Source organism: Streptomyces lanatus (assembly GCF_014655715.1).
GTDB classification, from domain to species: Bacteria; Actinomycetota; Actinomycetes; order Streptomycetales; family Streptomycetaceae; genus Streptomyces; species Streptomyces lanatus.
Genome location: NZ_BNBM01000006.1, coordinates 98,049 through 114,876, shown reverse-complemented (window position 1 = coordinate 114,876; position 16,828 = coordinate 98,049). Strand labels below are relative to the sequence as shown.

At 69.9% G+C, this 16,828-nt stretch carries 13 protein-coding genes; 5 read left to right on the top strand and 8 right to left on the bottom strand.

Annotated elements, in window-relative coordinates; genetic code table 11:
• Nucleotides 1–16 precede the first annotated feature (16 nt).
• From aspS to IE325_RS17905, 3 genes are all read left to right on the top strand, one after another.
• Nucleotides 17–1,780 (top strand): aspartate--tRNA ligase, encoded by a 1,764-nt coding sequence (gene aspS, locus IE325_RS17915; protein WP_190070947.1) that lies wholly within the window; start codon nucleotides 17–19, stop codon nucleotides 1,778–1,780.
• Nucleotides 1,781–1,909: 129 nt separating this feature from the next.
• Nucleotides 1,910–2,827, top strand: coding sequence for an intradiol ring-cleavage dioxygenase (locus tag IE325_RS17910; RefSeq protein WP_190070946.1), 918 nt, complete (start codon nucleotides 1,910–1,912; stop codon nucleotides 2,825–2,827).
• Nucleotides 2,828–3,023: 196 nt separating this feature from the next.
• Nucleotides 3,024–4,361 (top strand): MFS transporter, encoded by a 1,338-nt coding sequence (locus tag IE325_RS17905; protein WP_190070945.1) that lies wholly within the window; start codon nucleotides 3,024–3,026, stop codon nucleotides 4,359–4,361.
• A gap of 30 nt (nucleotides 4,362–4,391) precedes the next feature.
• On the opposite strand, the gene IE325_RS17900 is transcribed toward IE325_RS17905, so the two are convergent.
• The 5 genes from IE325_RS17900 to IE325_RS17880 all read right to left on the bottom strand — a co-directional run bounded on the left by IE325_RS17900 (nucleotide 4,392) and on the right by IE325_RS17880 (nucleotide 9,506).
• Nucleotides 4,392–5,072 (bottom strand): nucleotidyl transferase AbiEii/AbiGii toxin family protein, encoded by a 681-nt coding sequence (locus IE325_RS17900; RefSeq protein ID WP_190070944.1) that lies wholly within the window; start codon nucleotides 5,070–5,072, stop codon nucleotides 4,392–4,394.
• Between the two features lie 61 nt (nucleotides 5,073–5,133).
• A complete protein-coding gene (locus IE325_RS17895; RefSeq protein WP_190070943.1) occupies nucleotides 5,134–5,499 on the bottom strand; it encodes a PH domain-containing protein in 366 nt (121 codons plus the stop codon).
• Nucleotides 5,500–5,563: 64 nt separating this feature from the next.
• Nucleotides 5,564–6,040: a hypothetical protein gene (locus tag IE325_RS17890; protein WP_190070942.1), complete on the bottom strand. Its 477-nt coding sequence runs from the start codon at nucleotides 6,038–6,040 to the stop codon at nucleotides 5,564–5,566.
• 161 nt (nucleotides 6,041–6,201) lie between these two features.
• Nucleotides 6,202–7,917: a methionine--tRNA ligase gene (gene metG / locus IE325_RS17885; protein ID WP_190070941.1), complete on the bottom strand. Its 1,716-nt coding sequence runs from the start codon at nucleotides 7,915–7,917 to the stop codon at nucleotides 6,202–6,204.
• 143 nt (nucleotides 7,918–8,060) lie between these two features.
• The gene (locus IE325_RS17880) at nucleotides 8,061–9,506 is read right to left on the bottom strand and encodes a VWA domain-containing protein (protein ID WP_190070940.1); all 1,446 of its coding nucleotides are present in this window, start codon (nucleotides 9,504–9,506) and stop codon (nucleotides 8,061–8,063) included.
• 276 nt (nucleotides 9,507–9,782) lie between these two features.
• On the opposite strand from IE325_RS17880, the gene IE325_RS17875 reads away from it, so the two are divergent.
• Complete coding sequence (locus IE325_RS17875; protein ID WP_190070939.1) at nucleotides 9,783–11,858, top strand: PhoX family protein; 2,076 nt, start codon at nucleotides 9,783–9,785, stop codon at nucleotides 11,856–11,858.
• Between the two features lie 29 nt (nucleotides 11,859–11,887).
• Here the strand turns inward: IE325_RS17875 and IE325_RS17870 are convergent, their stop codons facing one another.
• On the bottom strand, nucleotides 11,888–12,832 hold the full coding sequence (locus IE325_RS17870; protein ID WP_190070938.1) for a LysR family transcriptional regulator: 945 nt from the start codon (nucleotides 12,830–12,832) through the stop codon (nucleotides 11,888–11,890).
• 172 nt (nucleotides 12,833–13,004) lie between these two features.
• On the opposite strand from IE325_RS17870, the gene snpA reads away from it, so the two are divergent.
• A complete protein-coding gene (gene snpA, locus IE325_RS17865; protein ID WP_190070937.1) occupies nucleotides 13,005–13,664 on the top strand; it encodes a snapalysin in 660 nt (219 codons plus the stop codon).
• A gap of 83 nt (nucleotides 13,665–13,747) precedes the next feature.
• Here snpA and IE325_RS17860 read toward each other — a convergent pair whose 3' ends face one another.
• Together IE325_RS17860 and IE325_RS17855 are read right to left on the bottom strand one after the other, a co-directional pair.
• Nucleotides 13,748–15,685 (bottom strand): FUSC family protein, encoded by a 1,938-nt coding sequence (locus IE325_RS17860; protein ID WP_190070936.1) that lies wholly within the window; start codon nucleotides 15,683–15,685, stop codon nucleotides 13,748–13,750.
• A 29-nt stretch (nucleotides 15,686–15,714) separates the two neighbouring features.
• The gene (locus IE325_RS17855) at nucleotides 15,715–16,689 is read right to left on the bottom strand and encodes an endonuclease/exonuclease/phosphatase family protein (RefSeq protein WP_190070935.1); all 975 of its coding nucleotides are present in this window, start codon (nucleotides 16,687–16,689) and stop codon (nucleotides 15,715–15,717) included.
• Between the last annotated feature and the right edge of the window lie 139 nt (nucleotides 16,690–16,828).

Sequence of the window (16,828 nt, the reverse complement as noted above, 5' to 3'; positions counted from 1 at the left end):
GACTGGATGAACGACGATGCATCGGTACAGGTCCCACACCTGCGGCGAGCTCCGCTCCTCTGACGTCGGCACCGACGTCCGGCTGAGTGGCTGGCTGCACAATCGGCGCGACCTGGGCGGCATCCTCTTCATCGATCTGCGCGATCACTACGGCATCACGCAGCTCGTGGCCCGTCCCGGCACCCCGGCGTACGAGGCCCTGGACAAGCTGTCCAAGGAGTCCACGGTCCGCATCGACGGCAAGGTCGTCTCCCGCGGCACCGAGAACATCAACTCCGAGCTGCCCACCGGCGAGATCGAGGTCGAGGTCGGCGAGGTCGAGCTGCTCGGCGCCGCCGCCCCGCTGCCGTTCACGATCAACACCGAGGACGGGGTGAACGAGGAGCGGCGTCTGGAGTACCGCTTCCTGGACCTGCGCCGCGAGCGCATGCACAAGAACATCCTGCTGCGTACGTCGGTGATCAGCGCCATCCGTCACAAGATGACGGCGCTCGGATTCAACGAGATGGCCACGCCGATCCTGTCGGCCACTTCCCCCGAGGGCGCCCGCGACTTCGTCGTGCCGTCCCGCCTGAACCCGGGCAAGTTCTACGCCCTCCCCCAGGCCCCGCAGCAGTTCAAGCAGCTGCTGATGATCTCCGGCTTCGACCGCTACTTCCAGATCGCGCCCTGCTTCCGCGACGAGGACGCGCGCGCGGACCGCTCGCCGGGCGAGTTCTACCAGCTCGACGTCGAGATGAGCTTCGTCGAGCAGGAGGACGTCTTCCAGCCGATCGAGCAGCTCATGACGGAGCTGTTCGAGGAGTTCGGCAACGGTCGCCATGTCACCTCGCCGTTCCCCCGCATCCCGTTCCGCGAGGCGATGCTCAAGTACGGCTCCGACAAGCCGGACCTGCGCGCCCAGCTGGAGCTCGTCGACATCACCGACATCTTCGAGGGCTCGGAGTTCAAGGCCTTCGCGGGCAAGCACGTGCGCGCCCTGGCGGTGCCCGATGTCTCCGCGCAGCCCCGGAAGTTCTTCGACCAGCTCGGTGACTACGCCGTCTCGCAGGGCGCCAAGGGCCTGGCCTGGGTGCGTGTGGCCGAGGACGGCTCGCTGTCCGGCCCGATCGCCAAGTTCCTCACCGAGGAGAACGTCGCCGAGCTGACCAAGCGTCTGTCGCTGGCCGCCGGTCACGCCGTGTTCTTCGGCGCGGGCGAGTTCGACGAGGTCTCGAAGATCATGGGCGCGGTGCGGGTCGAGGCCGCCAAGCGCGCCGGGCACTTCGAGGAGGGCGTCTTCCGGTTCTGCTGGATCGTCGACTTCCCGATGTACGAGAAGGACGAGGACACCGGCACGATCGACTTCTCGCACAACCCCTTCTCCATGCCGCAGGGCGGCCTCGAGGCCCTGGAGACCCAGGACCCGCTGGACATCCTGGGCTGGCAGTACGACATCGTCTGCAACGGCGTCGAGCTGTCCTCCGGCGCGATCCGGAACCACGAGCCCGAGATCATGCTGAAGGCCTTCGAGATCGCGGGCTACGACCGTGAGACCGTCGAGGAGAAGTTCGCCGGCATGCTCCGCGCCTTCCGCTTCGGCGCCCCGCCGCACGGCGGCATCGCCCCCGGCGTCGACCGCATCGTCATGCTCCTCGCGGACGAGCCCAACATCCGCGAGACCATCGCCTTCCCGCTCAACGGCAACGCCCAGGACCTGATGATGGGCGCGCCGACGGAGCTGGAGGAGGTCCGGCTGAAGGAGCTGCACCTGTCGGTGCGCAAGCCGCAGCCGAAGTAGGCGGTACGTCGAGAAGTGGCCCGGAACCCGCGTCGGTTCCGGGCCGCTTCTCTTTATGCGGCACATGCAGGGCTCTTGCCCAGCCCTTACCCAAGTTCCTGACAGGCGCCGTCCCTAACTTCCCTGCACATGACGGGAAACCACACGGCCGAAGGGCCGAAACACAAGCGGGACCTCACGCGTCGCAAGGTCGTGATCGCCGGTGCGGGAGCCGCCGCGGCGGTGGGCGTCGGCGGGACGCTCGCGTCGGGCGCGTTCGCGGACGAGACCACCGGGACCGCGTCCGCCGGCGCCAGTGCCTCCAGCGGCGAGGTCTGTTACAAGCTGACCTCCGAGACCACCGAGGGCCCCTACTACATCGATGCGGACAAGCTCCGCAAGGACGTGACCGAGGACGAGGAGGGCATCCCGCTCACCCTCCGCCTCAAGGTGATCGACTCCGAGACCTGCAAGCCGATCAGGAACGCGGCGGTCGACATCTGGCACTGCAACGCGCTCGGCGTGTACTCGGGATACGAGTCCATGGGCAGCGGCGGTGGCGGCGGGGGCGGCACCCCGCCCTCCGGCGAGCCGACGGGCGAGCCCCCGTCCGGGGAGCCCTCGGGTGAGCCGGGTGGCGGAGGCGGCGTCCATGAGGAGCCGACGGACGACGAGCGCTATCTGCGCGGCACCTGGCGGACGGACCGCGACGGCGTGGTGGAGTTCAGGACGGTCTTCCCCGGCTGGTACCAGGGCCGGTGCGTCCACATCCACACCAAGGTGCATGTGAGCGGCACCTGGACGGACGCCGGGTACGAGGGCGGCACCACCTGCCACACCGGTCAGCTCTTCTTCGACGAGGCGAGCGTGCTGGCCACCGCCGAGGTGGCGCCGTACTCCACCAACACCACCACCCGCACCACGCTCGACGAGGACACCATCTACCCCGACAACGGGACCGAGGGCGGCCTGCTGAAGCTGAAGTACAAGAAGAACGCCATCGCGAAGGGCGTCGTCGCGACGCTCACGATGGGCGTCGACCCGGAGGCCACCAACACCGGCACCTGATCGACGAACGGACGACGCGGGGCGGATGACGCGGGGCGGACGTGTGCGCTGGATATGTGCGTACACATCCGCCCCGTATTCACATGTATGGACATCCATTCAACCTGTTGACCTTGCCGACCCGCCTCCGTTACGTTCTCCGGGTCCGCGTACGTGATTTCAGTTCACGTATATGCACAACCGAGGGGAGACGACGATGTCGGAACCGGTCCTGGCGTCGGTGATACCCGAAGCCGAACGCCGCGCCGTCGGCAAGTTCCTGCGCCGGATGCTGCCGATCCTCGTGCTGATGTTGCTGGTCAACCAGATGGACCGGACGAACGTCGGCTTCGTCCAGGACGAGCTGCGCGCCGACGTCGGAGTGAGCGCCACCGCCTACGGGCTCGGCGCCGGCCTGTTCTTCATCGGGTACGCCCTGTTCGAAGTGCCCAGCAATATGCTCCTGGAGCGCTTCGGTGCCCGTGTCTGGCTGACCCGCATCATGATCACCTGGGGTGCGGTGATCGTGGCGATGTGCTTCATCCACAACGTGTGGATGTTCTACGGCCTGCGCTTCCTGCTCGGTGTCGCCGAAGCCGGGTTCTTCCCCGGTGTGCTGCTCTACTTCACCCAGTGGCTGCCCGACTCCAGCCGCGGCCGGGCCAGCGCCATCTTCCTGGGCGGCTCCGCGACGGCGTACATCGTGACCGGCCCGATCACCGGCGCCCTCCTCGAACTGCACGGCGTCGGCGGATTCGCGGGCTGGCGCTGGATGTTCGCGCTCGAAGGGCTGCTGTCGATCGTCGTCGGCGTCGTCGCCGGATTCTTCCTCGTCTCCCGGATCGAGGACGCCCCCTGGCTCACACGCGAGGAGAAGGACGCACTCGGCGCGGCCGTCGCCCGTGACGAGGAGGCCCGCAGCCGGGCCCCGAAGGTGTCCCGGCTCAGGCTCCTCTTCCACAAGCAGGTCGCCCTGCTGACGATGGTCTTCTTCGCGATGGCGCTCACCGGCTACGCCATCACCTTCTGGCTGCCGAGCCTGGTAGAGGAGATAGGCGGACTGTCGTCCTTCCAGGTCGGCCTGCTCTCGGCGATCCCCTGGATCTGCGCCGTGATCGCGATGTACACGGTCAGCCACTTCACCGACGGCACCCCCGACCGCCGCCCCTACCTCGCCCTCGCCCTGGTCCTGTCCGCCCTCGGCACCTTCCTGGCCACGCTGGGCTCCCCCTGGTTCGGCCTCGCCGCGATCACCCTGGCCGCGGTCGGCGGCAAGTGCGCGGCGACGCTGTTCTGGCCGATGGCCCAGTCCGGGCTCGACCTCAAGGTCGCCGCACCCGGACTGGCGGTCGTCAACTCCATAGGAAACCTGGGCGGTTTCGTCTCCCCCACCCTCTTCGGCTACCTGAAGGACACCACCGGCACGACCAACGGCGGCCTCTACACCCTTTCCGCCGCCTCACTCCTCGCGGTGATCGGCGTCGCCCTCATCCGCCGCACGGGCACGACGAGGGCGACAGCGGACGTCACATCGGAGGCGACCGGCGTCAAATGACCCGGAGCGGCCCATCGCCGCCGAGCAGTGTCATTCCTCCGCCGGCGGCCGGAGTGCCTCCTCCTCCAGCAGCCGCTCCGCGATGTCGTCCGCCCACGCCCGCACCCAGCGGCGCAGCGCCGGCACCGACTCCGCGTCCAGGCCCCGCACGGTGAACTCCCGGTCGTCGAGGAGTTCCGTCGCCTCCAGACGGGACTGGAGGTCGGCCGGGTCGAACTCGTCCCAGGCATGGCGGCGGCCCCGCTCCTCCAGATCGGGGAAGCTCCAGTGGGCCGCGGCAGCGTAGACGTCGGTCAGATCGCGCGCCGTGCCGCGGTCGGTGAGGGCGCGCACCTTGGTGCCGATGAGGTCGTCGAGCGAGAGCGCCGGGCCGAGGCCGGTCATCACCGACGGATGCCAGAGGGCCTCCTTGACGAGGTCGACCGGCTGGTCCCGCGCGCCCTCCACCCCGGTGACCAGGAGACGCGCGGAGAGCGGATCGGTCTCCAAGGGCCGTACCCGCCAGCCGAGTCCGGTCAGACCCTCCCGCAGCACGTCCGCGATCCGGTCCATCGGCTCGGGCGACTCGGTCGCCAGCTCCAGCGGCCCCCGCGACGGATCCCTCGGCCTCAGACCGTGCGCCCGCACCGCGTACTCGCCCGCCAGGACGAGCGGGTAACGGGCACCGATCGCGAGGACGTCGGTCAGCAGATGGCGGCGCAACGGGATCATGGTGCGCCGATTATGACGGCCCCGCCGGGACGGCCGGCCCCGGCAGGGCCGTACGCGGGCGCTACCTCGCCACGAACTGCGTAAGGATCGCCTGCACCTCGTAGATGTCGACGCCCTTGGTGAACGTCTTCTCGATCGGCGTCGACGTCCCCGAGACCCAGATCTTCAGCTCGGCGTCCAGATCGAAGGTGCCGGCGGTCTCGACCGCGAAGTGCGTGATGCTGCGGTAAGGGATGGAGTGGTACTCCACCTTCTTGCCGGTGATGCCCTGCTTGTCGACCAGGATCAGCCGGCGGTCGGTGAACAGGATGGTGTCGCGTATCAGCAGATACGCGGCGTGCACCTGCTCACCGTGCCCCAGCAGACGCGCGTAGTCCTGCTGCGCCTGCCCCTGGTCGATGGTGTGCGCGTTACCGAAGAGCGCCATGGACGAATCCCCCCATGTGATGACCGTTTTGCGGCCAGCATAGGGGCTGAGGGGCGCAAAACGATCAGGTGTCGTACGAACCGTCCCAGGGCGCCCCGAACCCCAGATGGTCCGGGTACAGCTCGGCCCACGGCTCGCCCTCGTCCTCCCCGATGACCATGCCGAACAGCACACCGTCCACGGTGAGCTGGAAGGGCCGTACCGCGATGTCCGTGTACGTCCGCCGGGGCAGGCGGCGCAGCAGGGTCGCGAGGTGGGCGCGGGCACGGGACAGGGGCGCGTCGGGGCCCTGCGCCGCCCGCTGCTGCTCGGCCCAGGTGCCGGCACACCAGATCTCCGAGTCGCGGTAGCGGCCCTCGGGGTCGAAGGTGTGCAGCACGGCATAGAGCCGTTTGTGCTCTTCCCAGCCGGAGTCGAGTTCGAAGCCCTTGGGGAAGGCGTAGGTCACCGACCCCATGAACTGCCCGTCCTCGTAAAAGCCGATCGCCTCGGTACGGCCATGCGGCTCGTACGCGATCGGAATGACCTCAGGGACTGCCATGGCGGAAACCATACGGTCGTGCGGGGGGACATGGTGGCCCCGGGGTGTGATCGATGCCAACCGGATGGGCAACATCCGCGTGATGTCCCCGAGTTGGGCACGGATCGGTCAAGAAATTCACGGCAGCCTCTCCGATCTTCGCGACCACCGGAGGTTGGGCCCTACGCCGGGTCTCCGCCGAAGCGCTCCTTGTACGCCTCCAGGTCGTCGTCCGTGAGCTTGGCGAAGAGGACCGGGGGGACGGTGAAGGGGGTGCCGGTGGGGACGGTGGTGAGGGACTTCGCCTCGGTGGGGGTCACCCAGGTCGCCGTGTCGTCGGGGAGGGCGAAGGCCTGGCGCATGGCGGCCGAGGTGGTGGGGATGAAGGGCTCCGAGACCACCGCGTAGAGGTGGATCAGGTTCATCGCCGTGCGCAGGGTGAGGGCCGCGGCGTCCTTGTCGGTCTTGATCTCCAGCCAGGGGGCCTTCTCCTCCAGGTAGGAGTTGCCGGCCGACCACAGGGCGCGCAGGGCCGCCGCCGCCTTGCGGAACTGGAGGGCCCCCATCTGCGACTCGTACTCGACGAGGAGTTCGGCGATCTGCTCGCCGAGCTTGGCCTCAGCCTCGCCGGGCTCGCCGCCCGCCGGGACCTCCTCGCCGAAGCGCTTCTTGGAGAAGGACAGGACGCGGTTGACGAAGTTGCCGAGGGTGTCGGCCAGGTCCTTGTTCACCGTGGCCGTGAAGTGCTCCCAGGTGAAGGACGAGTCGTCCGACTCGGGGGCGTTGGCGATGAGGAAGTAGCGCCAGTAGTCGGCGGGGAGGATCTCCAGGGCCTGGTCGGTGAAGACACCGCGCTTCTGGGACGTGGAGAACTTTCCGCCGTAGTACGTCAGCCAGTTGAAGGCCTTGACGAAGTCGACCTTCTTCCACGGCTCGCGGATGCCCAGCTCGGTGGCCGGGAACATCACGGTGTGGAAGGGGACGTTGTCCTTCGCCATGAACTCGGTGTAGCGGACGGTGTCGTCGGCCTCGTACCACCACGACTTCCAGTCCCGGTTCTCCGGGTCCTGGTCCGACCACTCCTTCGTCGCGCCGATGTACTCGATCGGGGCGTCGAACCAGACGTAGAACACCTTGCCCTCGGCCGCCAGCTCCGGCCAGGTGTCCGCCGGGACGGGCACGCCCCAGTCCAGGTCACGGGTGATCGCACGGTCGTGCAGGCCCTCGGTCAGCCACTTGTGGGCGATGGAGGACGCCAGGTGCGGCCAGACGCCGTCATGGCGGGTGACCCACTCCTCGACCTCCTTCTGCAGCTTGGACTGCAGGAGGAAGAGGTGCTTGGTCTCGCGGACCTCCAGGTCGGTGGAGCCCGAGATCGCCGAGCGCGGGTTGATCAGGTCGGTGGGGTCGAGTACGCGGGTGCAGTTCTCGCACTGGTCGCCGCGGGCCTTGTCGTAGCCGCAGTGGGGGCAGGTGCCCTCGACATAGCGGTCCGGGAGGAAGCGGCCGTCCGCCGGGCTGTACACCTGCCGGATCGCCCGCTCCTCGATGAAGCCGTTCTCATGCAGCTTGCGGGCGAAGTGCTGGGTGATCTCGACGTTCTGCGGGGAGGAACTCCGGCCGAAGTAGTCGAAGGCCAGCGCGAAGCCGTCGTAGACGGCCTTCTGCGCGTCGTGTGCCTGGGCGCAGAACTCCGCGACCGGGAGGCCCTGCTCCTTCGCCGCCAGCTCGGCCGGGGTGCCGTGTTCGTCCGTCGCGCAGATGTACAGGACGTCATGGCCGCGCTGGCGGAGATACCGGGCGTACACGTCCGCCGGGAGCATGGACCCCACCATGTTGCCCAGGTGCTTGATTCCGTTGATGTACGGAAGGGCGCTGGTGATGAGGTGTCGAGCCATCGGGGGCTGCTCCCAGGTCGGAATTCGGGGTTCTTGGTTCTTTGCGAACCTTGAAATCGTAGCCGACATGGGTGGGCCGCCCGCTTCCCGTTTTATGGGGTGGGAAGGGGCGGCCCGGGATCCTCGGTGGTGATCTACGGGGGCTACGGGCGCCAGTCGATCAGTACGCCGTCGTAGAGCTCCGCGTCCGTGAGCTCCAGGGGGGTCGGGCCCGCGTGGAAGAAGGCCGTGTTGTCGGTCTTCAGCTTGCGGAGGTAGTCGAACGCCTTGTTGTCGTGGTCGCCGAACGCGACGAACGAGAAGAAGACGGTGGGGTGGGTCTTCGCGGCTTCGGTGAGGGCGTGGGTGGCCGGGGTCTTGGCGTCGGGGGCGCCGTCGGTCTGGAAGACGACGAGGGCGGGGGTGCCGGGGGTCGACGTCGCCGTCTTGTCGTAGTGGGCGAGGACGGCTTCCACGGCGGCGTGGTAGCTGGTACGGCCCATGCGGCCGAGGCCGGCGTGAGCGTCGTCGATGGCGGTCTCGGAGGAGGCCGGGGTGAGGTCGGTGGTGCCGTCCACCTCGGTGGAGAAGAAGACGACGTGGAGGGAGTGGTTCGGGGCGTCCGGGTCCAGGTGCTCGGCGAGGGCGAGGGTCTGGTCGGCGAGGGCCTGGGCTGAGCCGTCCTTGTAGTACGGGCGCATGCTCGCGGAGCGGTCGAGGACGAGGTAGACCTTGGCGCGGGCGGTTTGGAGGCCAGCCTTTGCGAGGGCGGTGCCGGCGGGGGTGGCGGGGGTGTTCGTGGTGGCCTCGGCTTCGCCTTCGGCCTGGTTGTTCCCACCCGCACCACCCGTGCGGCTCTCGTCGTCGGCTGCGAGTGGCCCCTGTGGGGCGTCCTCGACGTCGGCGGCTGCGGGTTCGGGCTCCGGGGCCTCGGGCTCCGCCTCCTCGGCAGCGGGCTCGGGCTCCGGCGTGACCTCTGCGGCGACCGGCTCTTCGGCCGGGGTCTCCTCGGCTACGGGCTCCGCCTCGGCCGGCTCCTCGACGACGGGCGTCTCCGTGACCGGCTCCTCAGCCGCCGGCTCTTCAGCGACCGGCTCTTCGGCAGCAGCCTTCTCGGCGGCTGGCTCTTCCACCGCCACCGGCTCTTCGACCGCAGGCTCCTCGGCGACCGGCTCCTCAGCCGCGGCCTCCTCGGCGACCGGCTCCTCAGCCGCCACCGGCTCCTCGACCGACGCCTCCTCGGCAACCGGCGCCTCGGCGACCGGCTCCTCCACCGCCACCGGCTCCTCCACCCCCGTCGACTCCCCCGACTCCGTCGGCTTCGGGACCGTCACGTTGTCGAAGGCGGCCGAGACCAGCTCGTGCTCGTCGTCGTCCTGAGTGTCCGGAACGTCCGTAACATCCTGGGTCGGCTTCGTCGGCTCCGGGGTCGGGCGGTTTGCCGTTCGGGGTTCCGGGACCTGGGCCGTGGGGGTCGGCTGGGGTTCGGGGGAGGGGGAGGGGACTGTCGGCTGGGGGGCCGGCGAAGGCGTCGTCGCACCCTCTGCTTCGGCGGTGCGTCCCTTGCGTGACCGGCCGAACGCGTTCCGCAGGAGAGTGAGAATGCCCATGTGCGCAACCCTTCGCGTGAGTTGATGCCCGTAGATCCCTGGCCAGGACGGACACGTAAGGTTAGCGGCCCCAGATGGCGATCTTGGGGAGGGGCTGGCACAGGACCCCCGTCACGTCAAGGGCGCCATCGCGTCGACTCCGGTCGCGGCGGGCAACTCCATTACGGATACGCCCAGTTCACCTTGCGTTCACTCAACAGCCCCACTGCCGCACAAACGTGCCCCTACCGTCCCCCACGCTGCATTCAAGGGGAAGCAAGGGGAGTACCAAGAGCCATGCGTATTCAGTTGCCGATAGTCAGCGTCAACAACGACTCGCATCATGGTGGCAGAGCAGCTCTGACCTGCCGTTTCCGGTGTGGTGACGCCTGTTTCCACGAGGTGCCCAACACCACCACCAACCCGTACGTCGGTGATGTCATCGCCGACGCCCTCAGCCGCCGTACCGTGATGCGCGCCGCTGCCGTCGTCACCGCGGCCACCGCCGTGGGGGCCTCCGCCACCGTCGCCGCGCCGGAGGCGACCGCCGCCACCCCGGCCGCCGCCGCCAACAGCACCCGCCACGCCTCCCGCGGCGCGCGCGGCCTGCGCTTCAGCCCCGTCGCGCCGAACACCGCCGACACCGTGACCATCCCGGACGGCTACGCGCAGAACATCGTCATCCGCTGGGGCGAGCCCATCCTGCGCGGTGCCCCGGCCTTCGACCCGGAGAAGCAGACCGCCGAGTCGCAGTCCAAGCAGTTCGGGTACAACAACGACTTCCTTGCCCTGCTTCCGCTGCCGGGTGAGCATGGGCGGCAGATTCTCGTCGCCAACCACGAGTACACCGATGAAGTGCTCATGTTCCGTGGCTACGACGCCGCCAACCCGACCAAGCAGCAGGTCGAGGTCGCCTGGGCGGCCCACGGCCTCTCCGCCGTCGTCGTGGAGGGGGACCGCAGGAGCGGGAAGCTCACGCCCGTTTCGCGGCATCCGCTCAACCGGCGCGTCACCGCCACCAGTGAGTTCAAGGTCACCGGCCCGGCCGCCGGGTCCGATCTGCTCAAGACCTCCGTCGACCCCACCGGCACCAAGGTCCTCGGCACGCTCAACAACTGCTCCGGCGGTGTCACCCCGTGGGGCACCACGCTGCACGGCGAGGAGAACTTCAACCAGTACTTCGCCAACGCCACCCGCGCCACCGACAAGCGGTACGGGCTCGGGACCGGTGCGAGCGAGCGTAAGTGGGAGAGGTTCGACAAGCGGTTCGACGTCGCCCAGGAGCCCAACGAGCCGCACCGGTTCGGGTACGTCGTCGAGCTCGACCCCTACGACCCCACCTCCAAGCCGCGCAAGCACACCGCGCTCGGTCGTTTCAAGCACGAGGGCGCCACGGTCCGGCTGACCGAGGACGGGCGGCCCGTCGTCTACAGCGGTGACGACGAGCGGTTCGACTACTTCTACAAGTTCGTCGGCAGCAAGCGGATGAAGAAGGGGTCGGGTCGGGCCGTGCGGGAGCACAACCTCTCGCTGCTCGACGAAGGGACGCTGTACGTCGCCAAGCTCACCGGTGACTCCCCCGCCATCGAGATCGACGGGACCGGCAAGCTGCCGGCCGACGGTGAGTTCGACGGCAGCGGTGAGTGGATTCCGCTGGCCACCGCCACCTGCGACGGTGCCGTCTCGCACGTCGAGGGGATGTCGGCGGAGGAGGTCTTCGTCTTCACCCGCCTCGCCGGTGACAAGGTCGGCGCCACCAAGATGGACCGGCCCGAGGACATCGAGCCCAACCCGCGCACCGGCAAGGTGTACGTCGCCCTCACCAACAACACCAACCGCGGTGTCGGCTCCAACGCCAAGGCCGACGAGGCCAACCCGCGCAACGCCAACAAGCACGGCCAGATCCTGGAGCTCACCGAGCGCTGGAACCGTGCCGACAGTAAGAAGTTCGCCTGGTCGCTGTTCCTCGTGGCCGGTGACCCGAACGACCCGGCCACCTACTTCGCCGGGTTCCCGAAGGACGACGTCTCCCCGATCTCCTGCCCGGACAACGTCGCCTTCGACTCGCACGGCAACCTGTGGATCTCCACCGACGGCAACGCCCTCGGCAACCACGACGGCCTCTTCGGCGTCGCCACCCGCGGTGACCGGCGCGGTGAGCTCAAGCAGTTCCTGACCATGCCGAACGGCGCCGAGACCTGCGGCCCGCTCGTCCAGGACCGCCGGGTGCTCGTCGCCGTGCAGCACCCGGGCGAGATCGACGGCGCGACCGCCGAGAAGCCGCTGAGCGCCTGGCCCGACGGGGCCGGGAAGATCAACCGTCCCGCCGTCGTGGCGGTCTGGCGCGAGGACGGCTGCGACATCGGCGTCTGAGCCGCGTAGCAAAAGGGCCTTTCAAGGTCCTACGGGAGTGCTGGGACCGGCGGCTGCCGCTCACCGTCGTGTTCCAGCCACTCCCGGTACGCCGGCGCCTGTCGCGCCGCCTCCCAGTACGCCTCCTCCAGCGCGGGATACACCCCGTCGAGATCCGTCTCCGTACGGGCCGCGAGGAAGAGGCGTACGCCGAGCGGGTCGCCGTGCAGGCGCCGTACCGCCATCGTGGGGCTGTCGGCGTGGGTGGGCTGGCAGACCGCGACCACCTCGCCGGTGGCGACCAGGGCGTCGGCCGTGTAGTAGTCGCCGTGCAGGACATGGGGGTTGACGCCGGCCGCGCGGAACATCCGCTGCACCGCGTCCCACTCGCCGTCGACGGTCGGGTCGACCATCCAGCGGTCGTCGGCCAGGTCGAGCAGGGTGACCTCGGACTTCTTCGCCCCCGGATGGTCGGTCGGGAGCGAGACGAACTGCGGCTCGCGTTCCATCAGCACGCGCAGGCTGAGCTCGGGCGGTATCCGCAGGGGGCAGCCCTCCACCTCGTGCACGAAGGCGACGTCCAGCTGGCCGTCGGCGACCATGCGGAGCAGGGCGTTCGGGGAGACGTTCATGTGCAGCGTCGGGTCCTGGCCGTGGCCGCGCAGCCGGCGCAGCCAGCCCGCCAGTGCCTTGCTCGCCGTCGAGCCGACCCTCAGTTCCGCGCCGCCCACCGCGGCCGCCCTCGCGTCGGCGACGAGGGCGCGCATATCGGCCACCAGCGGACGGGCCCGGCTGAGCACCAGCCGGCCCAGCGGGGTGGGGCGGCAGCCGGTTCTCGCGCGCACGAACAGCGCGCCGCCCAGCTCCTGCTCGATCCGCCGCAGTTGGGTGCTGAGGGATGGCTGGGCGACGCCCAGCTGGCGCGCGGCCCGGTGCAGACTGCCGGTGTCGGCTATGGCGCACAGCGCGCGCAGATGTCTGACCTCGAGCTCCATGCAAGGGGAGATTAAAACGGAAGCAACGGTTTCACCAGCCGCATAAATCCCCCCTGATGCCTGCGAATTGGGGCCCCGATAGGGCCGGGCTATCACTGATTGCCATCATCACAGCGGCCACATGGGCGTCGACACTCGCCTTGACGACTCACCCCCCACCTAGGAGTCATCGATGCGCATGTCCTTTTCCCTGTCCGCCCGTTCGCTGACGGCGGTCGGTCTCGGTGTCGCGGCCCTCGGCTTCGGCACGGTCGCCCCGGCGACGGCCGCCCCGGCGCACATCCAGTCCGGATACGTCGCCAGTTCGGCCGACTCCGACTCCAGCCGTGCCTTCTTCGAGGCGGTGCTGAAGTCGGTCGCCGAGAAGCGTGCGGCGAACCCGGGCCTCGCGGCCGTCACCGTCACCTACGACGCGTCGTCCGCGCCGACGTTCAGCGCGCAGATAGCCCGCAGTACCCAGATCTGGAACAGCTCGGTCTCCAACGTGAAGCTCCAGGAGGGCTCGAACGCCGACTTCACCTACCGCGAGGGCAACGACCCTCGCGGCTCGTACGCCTCGACCGACGGTCACGGCAGTGGGTACATCTTCCTCGACTACCAGCAGAACCAGGAGTACGACTCGACTCGCGTCACCGCGCACGAGACGGGGCATGTGCTGGGGCTGCCGGACCACTACGAGGGGCCCTGCAGTGAGCTGATGTCGGGTGGCGGGCCCGGTCCGTCCTGCACGAACTCGCAGCCCGACTCCAATGAGCGGGCCAAGGTCGATCAGCTGTGGGCCAACGGGTTCGCCGCCGCGATGGACAAGGCTCTGCACAAGGCCGGCCACTAGTACCGCGAGACCCACCCCCCACCTGGCGCGGTCGCCCTCCTGCACGGGGCGGCCGCGCCGGCTTGCGCGGTGCCAGAAGGCATCTAGTGCGGGGACGCGATGGCGCGTGCCGCCGCTACCTCCTGGCGTAGGGGCTCCAGGACGCTGCCTGCCGGGCCCGTCAGATCCGTACGGACCGCGTACAGGGTCTCGGCCTTGCGTACGCCCTCCGCCAACTCCCGTAGCTGAAGCGCCACCTGGGTCACCTCGGCGGTCGACGGCGCGGGCGCCCCATGTCGCACCCTCACCCTCGCCGCCGTCGTCGCGTCCACGATGCGTTCCACCGCCACCACCAAGGGCCACCACGCGGCCGCCCGGCGTCCCGTGGGCGGGGGTTCGGTCAGGGCGCGTTGGAATTCGGTGCGGATGGTGGAGAGGTCGCGGTAGAGGCGGCGGCGCATGCGGGCGCGGGCCGGGGGGTCGACGGGCGTCGGGCCGAACGCGGCCTCCAGATAGCTCGCCGTGTCGTCCACGGCTCCGGCGAGGCGGTCGCCGACGCGGGTGTGCCAGCTCTCCGGCCACAGCAGATACCCGGCGACCAGGGCGATGGCGCAGCCCATGAGGGAGTCGACCAGGCGGGGCAGGAGCAGGGCGGTGCCCTGGCGGTTGAGGACGTCGGAGAGGAGCAGGATCACCGGGGTGATGGCGGCCGTCTGGTAGCCGTATCCGCGAGGGGTGAGCGCCGGGACGAGCGGGGCGAGCAGGAGCAGTGCCAGTACGTCCCACCAGCCGCGCGGCACCTCGGCCAGGACCGCCGCCGCGATCACCAGGCCGGCGACGGTGCCGAGGGCGCGCAGCAGGGCGCGGGAGAAGACGGAGCCGAAGTCGGGCTTGAGGACGAAGGTGATGGTCAGGGCGACCCAGTAGGAGCGGGGGACGTCGATGATCGACACCAGTACCTGGGCCAGGCCGATGCACAGGGCGAGGCGCAGGCCGTAGCGCCAGGAGGCGGCGGAGAGCGTGACGCCGCGCAGGGCGCGGGCGGCGCGGATGCTCAGGGCCGCGGGGCGGCCGAGGCGGTCGTCGATGCCGCGGGGGTCGACGTCGGGGGTGGCGACGACGTCGGCGGCGTGGCGCAGGGCGTGGTCGACGGCGCGGGTCGTTTCCGTGGTGGCGGGCTTGAGGCCTATCGGGCCCGTGTAGCCGGTCTCGACGGCCGAGGCGAGATGGCGTACCGCCTCGGGGACCTCGGGCGGGAGCGGGGTGCCGGCCAGGTGGGCGGCGGGGGCGGCCTCGACGACCGGGGTGATGGCGTTCAACTGGGCCAGCAGACGGGCGAGTTCGGGGCTGCGGCCGTGGTGGCGGGCGCGGTGGGCGAGGACGATGTCGTAGGACTGGTTCAGGGACTGGGTGACTGCGTGGCGGGCGTCGTCGTAGGCCTGGGTGGAGCCGCCGACGGCGGTGAGGAGGTCGGCGACGGTGCGGTAGGTGTTCGCGACGGCGGCACGCTCTGGCACCCCCGACCTGAGCGGCCAGGCGAGCAGGGCGAGGACGAGCACCAGCAGCCCGCCGCCCGACATCAGCAGCGGCGCCAGCCACCACGCGCCCGGCATCGGAAGGCCCGCGCCGACCACGCAGGTCAGCAGCAGCACCAGGCCCGACGCGGAGGCGACCGCGCCGATCGTCGAGATCATCCCGGAGACCAGCGCGACACCGGTGACGGCGGCGACCGCGACCCAGCCGTGGCCGTACACCAGGGCACCCAGGGTGATGCCGACGGCGCCGAAGAGCTGGGGGATGGCGATGGTGGGGATACGGACGCGGTAGGCGGCGGCGGTGTCGCTGATGACGCCGTTGAGGGCGCCCATGGAGGCGATGGCGCCGTAGAAGGGGCGGTCGACGGCGAGGCCGATGGCGAGGGGGAGGGCCATCGCGATGGCGGCGCGGATCACGGCCGGCCGGTTGACGGGGGCCGGCTGGGCCCGCAGGTTCCGCACCAGCCAGTCGGGGGGCGTGAGGCCGATGGGGAGTTCGCGGGGCATGCGGCCCATTATGGGCACCGGTGTTCAGCTCATCGTCGCTGGTGGAGCGTGAGGTCGGCGACAAGGGCGCGATGATCGGTGCCTGCCAGGTCCAGGAAGCGGACGGCGCTCACCGAGAGGTCGGCGGAGACCAGGACATGGTCGATCTGCGCGCCGAAGGTGGGGGTGGTGCGGGCCGGCCAGCTCGGGGTGCGGTCGTGGCCGTCGAGGCGGGCGGCGTCCTGTAGACCGGTGTCCAGGATGCGGCGGAAGGCGGCGTGGTCCTGTGAGGCGTTGAAGTCCCCGGCGACGACGAGGGGCGTGCCGTGGTCCTCGGCGGCGAAGTCCCGCAGCTCGCCGAGCTCCCGGCGCCACAGGTTGGTCCGGCCGGGCAGCGGCGGCATGGGGTGCGCGAGCTGGAGCCGTACGGCGTGTCCGCGGACGTCGGCGACGGCGCCGGGCATGGCCATGGTGCCGGTGACGGCGTCGGCCGGGTCGAGCGGGAAGCGGCTGAGGACGACCGAGCCCTTCGAACCTTCGGCCACCTGCGCCGCCCGGTGCGGATAGCCGGCGCCGAGGTCCTTCCTGAGCAGGGCGTCGCAGGTGTACTCGCATTCCTGCACGAACACGATGTCCGGCTTCTCGCGGCGGACGGCGGCGACGAGGGCGTCTGTGGCCTGCCCGAACTCGACGTTCGAGGTCAGCACCCGGAAGGCGGCGAGCGGGGGCCCGTCCGGCTGGGTGCTCTTGCCGTACGGCTCGATGAACCAGGCCAGCAGTCCGAGCAGCGCGAGTGCCCACACGACGCCGAACCACCAGCGGGCCAGCACGGCCAGCAGCAGCCCGAGGCCGGCGGGCGCGAGCAGCCACGGCAGGAACGCGAGGAGCTGCGGGACGGGCGTGATGCCGTCGGTGTCGGCGACCCGGCAGCCGACGACCACGCTGACGGCGAGGAACAGCAGCCCGGCCACCCAGGCACCGAACCGGCGCCCCGGCCTGCCGCCCTCGGACGCCGCAGTCTCCAAGTCGGGGCCTTCCGCTCGCGGGTGGTGTCGGGTGTCATCGGATGCCCGAATCCTCCCTCAAAGACGAGAGCCGTGGGGAGAAGGTTGCGCGATGGTCCGGCGGCGGGAGGGGTCCCGCGTGTGCGCGCCCATGATGGGG

Excerpts from the sequence above, each read along its gene's own strand:
- IE325_RS17905 (WP_190070945.1), top strand. The coding sequence starts at position 3,024 with ATGTCGGAACCGGTCCTGGCGTCGGTGATACCCGAAGCCGAACGCCGC.
- snpA (WP_190070937.1), top strand. The coding sequence starts at position 13,005 with ATGCGCATGTCCTTTTCCCTGTCCGCCCGTTCGCTGACGGCGGTCGGT.
- IE325_RS17910 (WP_190070946.1), top strand. The coding sequence starts at position 1,910 with ATGACGGGAAACCACACGGCCGAAGGGCCGAAACACAAGCGGGACCTC.
- IE325_RS17860 (WP_190070936.1), bottom strand. The coding sequence starts at position 15,685 with ATGCCCCGCGAACTCCCCATCGGCCTCACGCCCCCCGACTGGCTGGTG.
- aspS (WP_190070947.1), top strand. The coding sequence starts at position 17 with ATGCATCGGTACAGGTCCCACACCTGCGGCGAGCTCCGCTCCTCTGAC.
- IE325_RS17900 (WP_190070944.1), bottom strand. The coding sequence starts at position 5,072 with ATGATCCCGTTGCGCCGCCATCTGCTGACCGACGTCCTCGCGATCGGT.
- IE325_RS17875 (WP_190070939.1), top strand. The coding sequence starts at position 9,783 with ATGCGTATTCAGTTGCCGATAGTCAGCGTCAACAACGACTCGCATCAT.
- IE325_RS17870 (WP_190070938.1), bottom strand. The coding sequence starts at position 12,832 with ATGGAGCTCGAGGTCAGACATCTGCGCGCGCTGTGCGCCATAGCCGAC.
- IE325_RS17880 (WP_190070940.1), bottom strand. The coding sequence starts at position 9,506 with ATGGGCATTCTCACTCTCCTGCGGAACGCGTTCGGCCGGTCACGCAAG.
- IE325_RS17890 (WP_190070942.1), bottom strand. The coding sequence starts at position 6,040 with ATGGCAGTCCCTGAGGTCATTCCGATCGCGTACGAGCCGCATGGCCGT.
- IE325_RS17895 (WP_190070943.1), bottom strand. The coding sequence starts at position 5,499 with ATGGCGCTCTTCGGTAACGCGCACACCATCGACCAGGGGCAGGCGCAG.
- metG (WP_190070941.1), bottom strand. The coding sequence starts at position 7,917 with ATGGCTCGACACCTCATCACCAGCGCCCTTCCGTACATCAACGGAATC.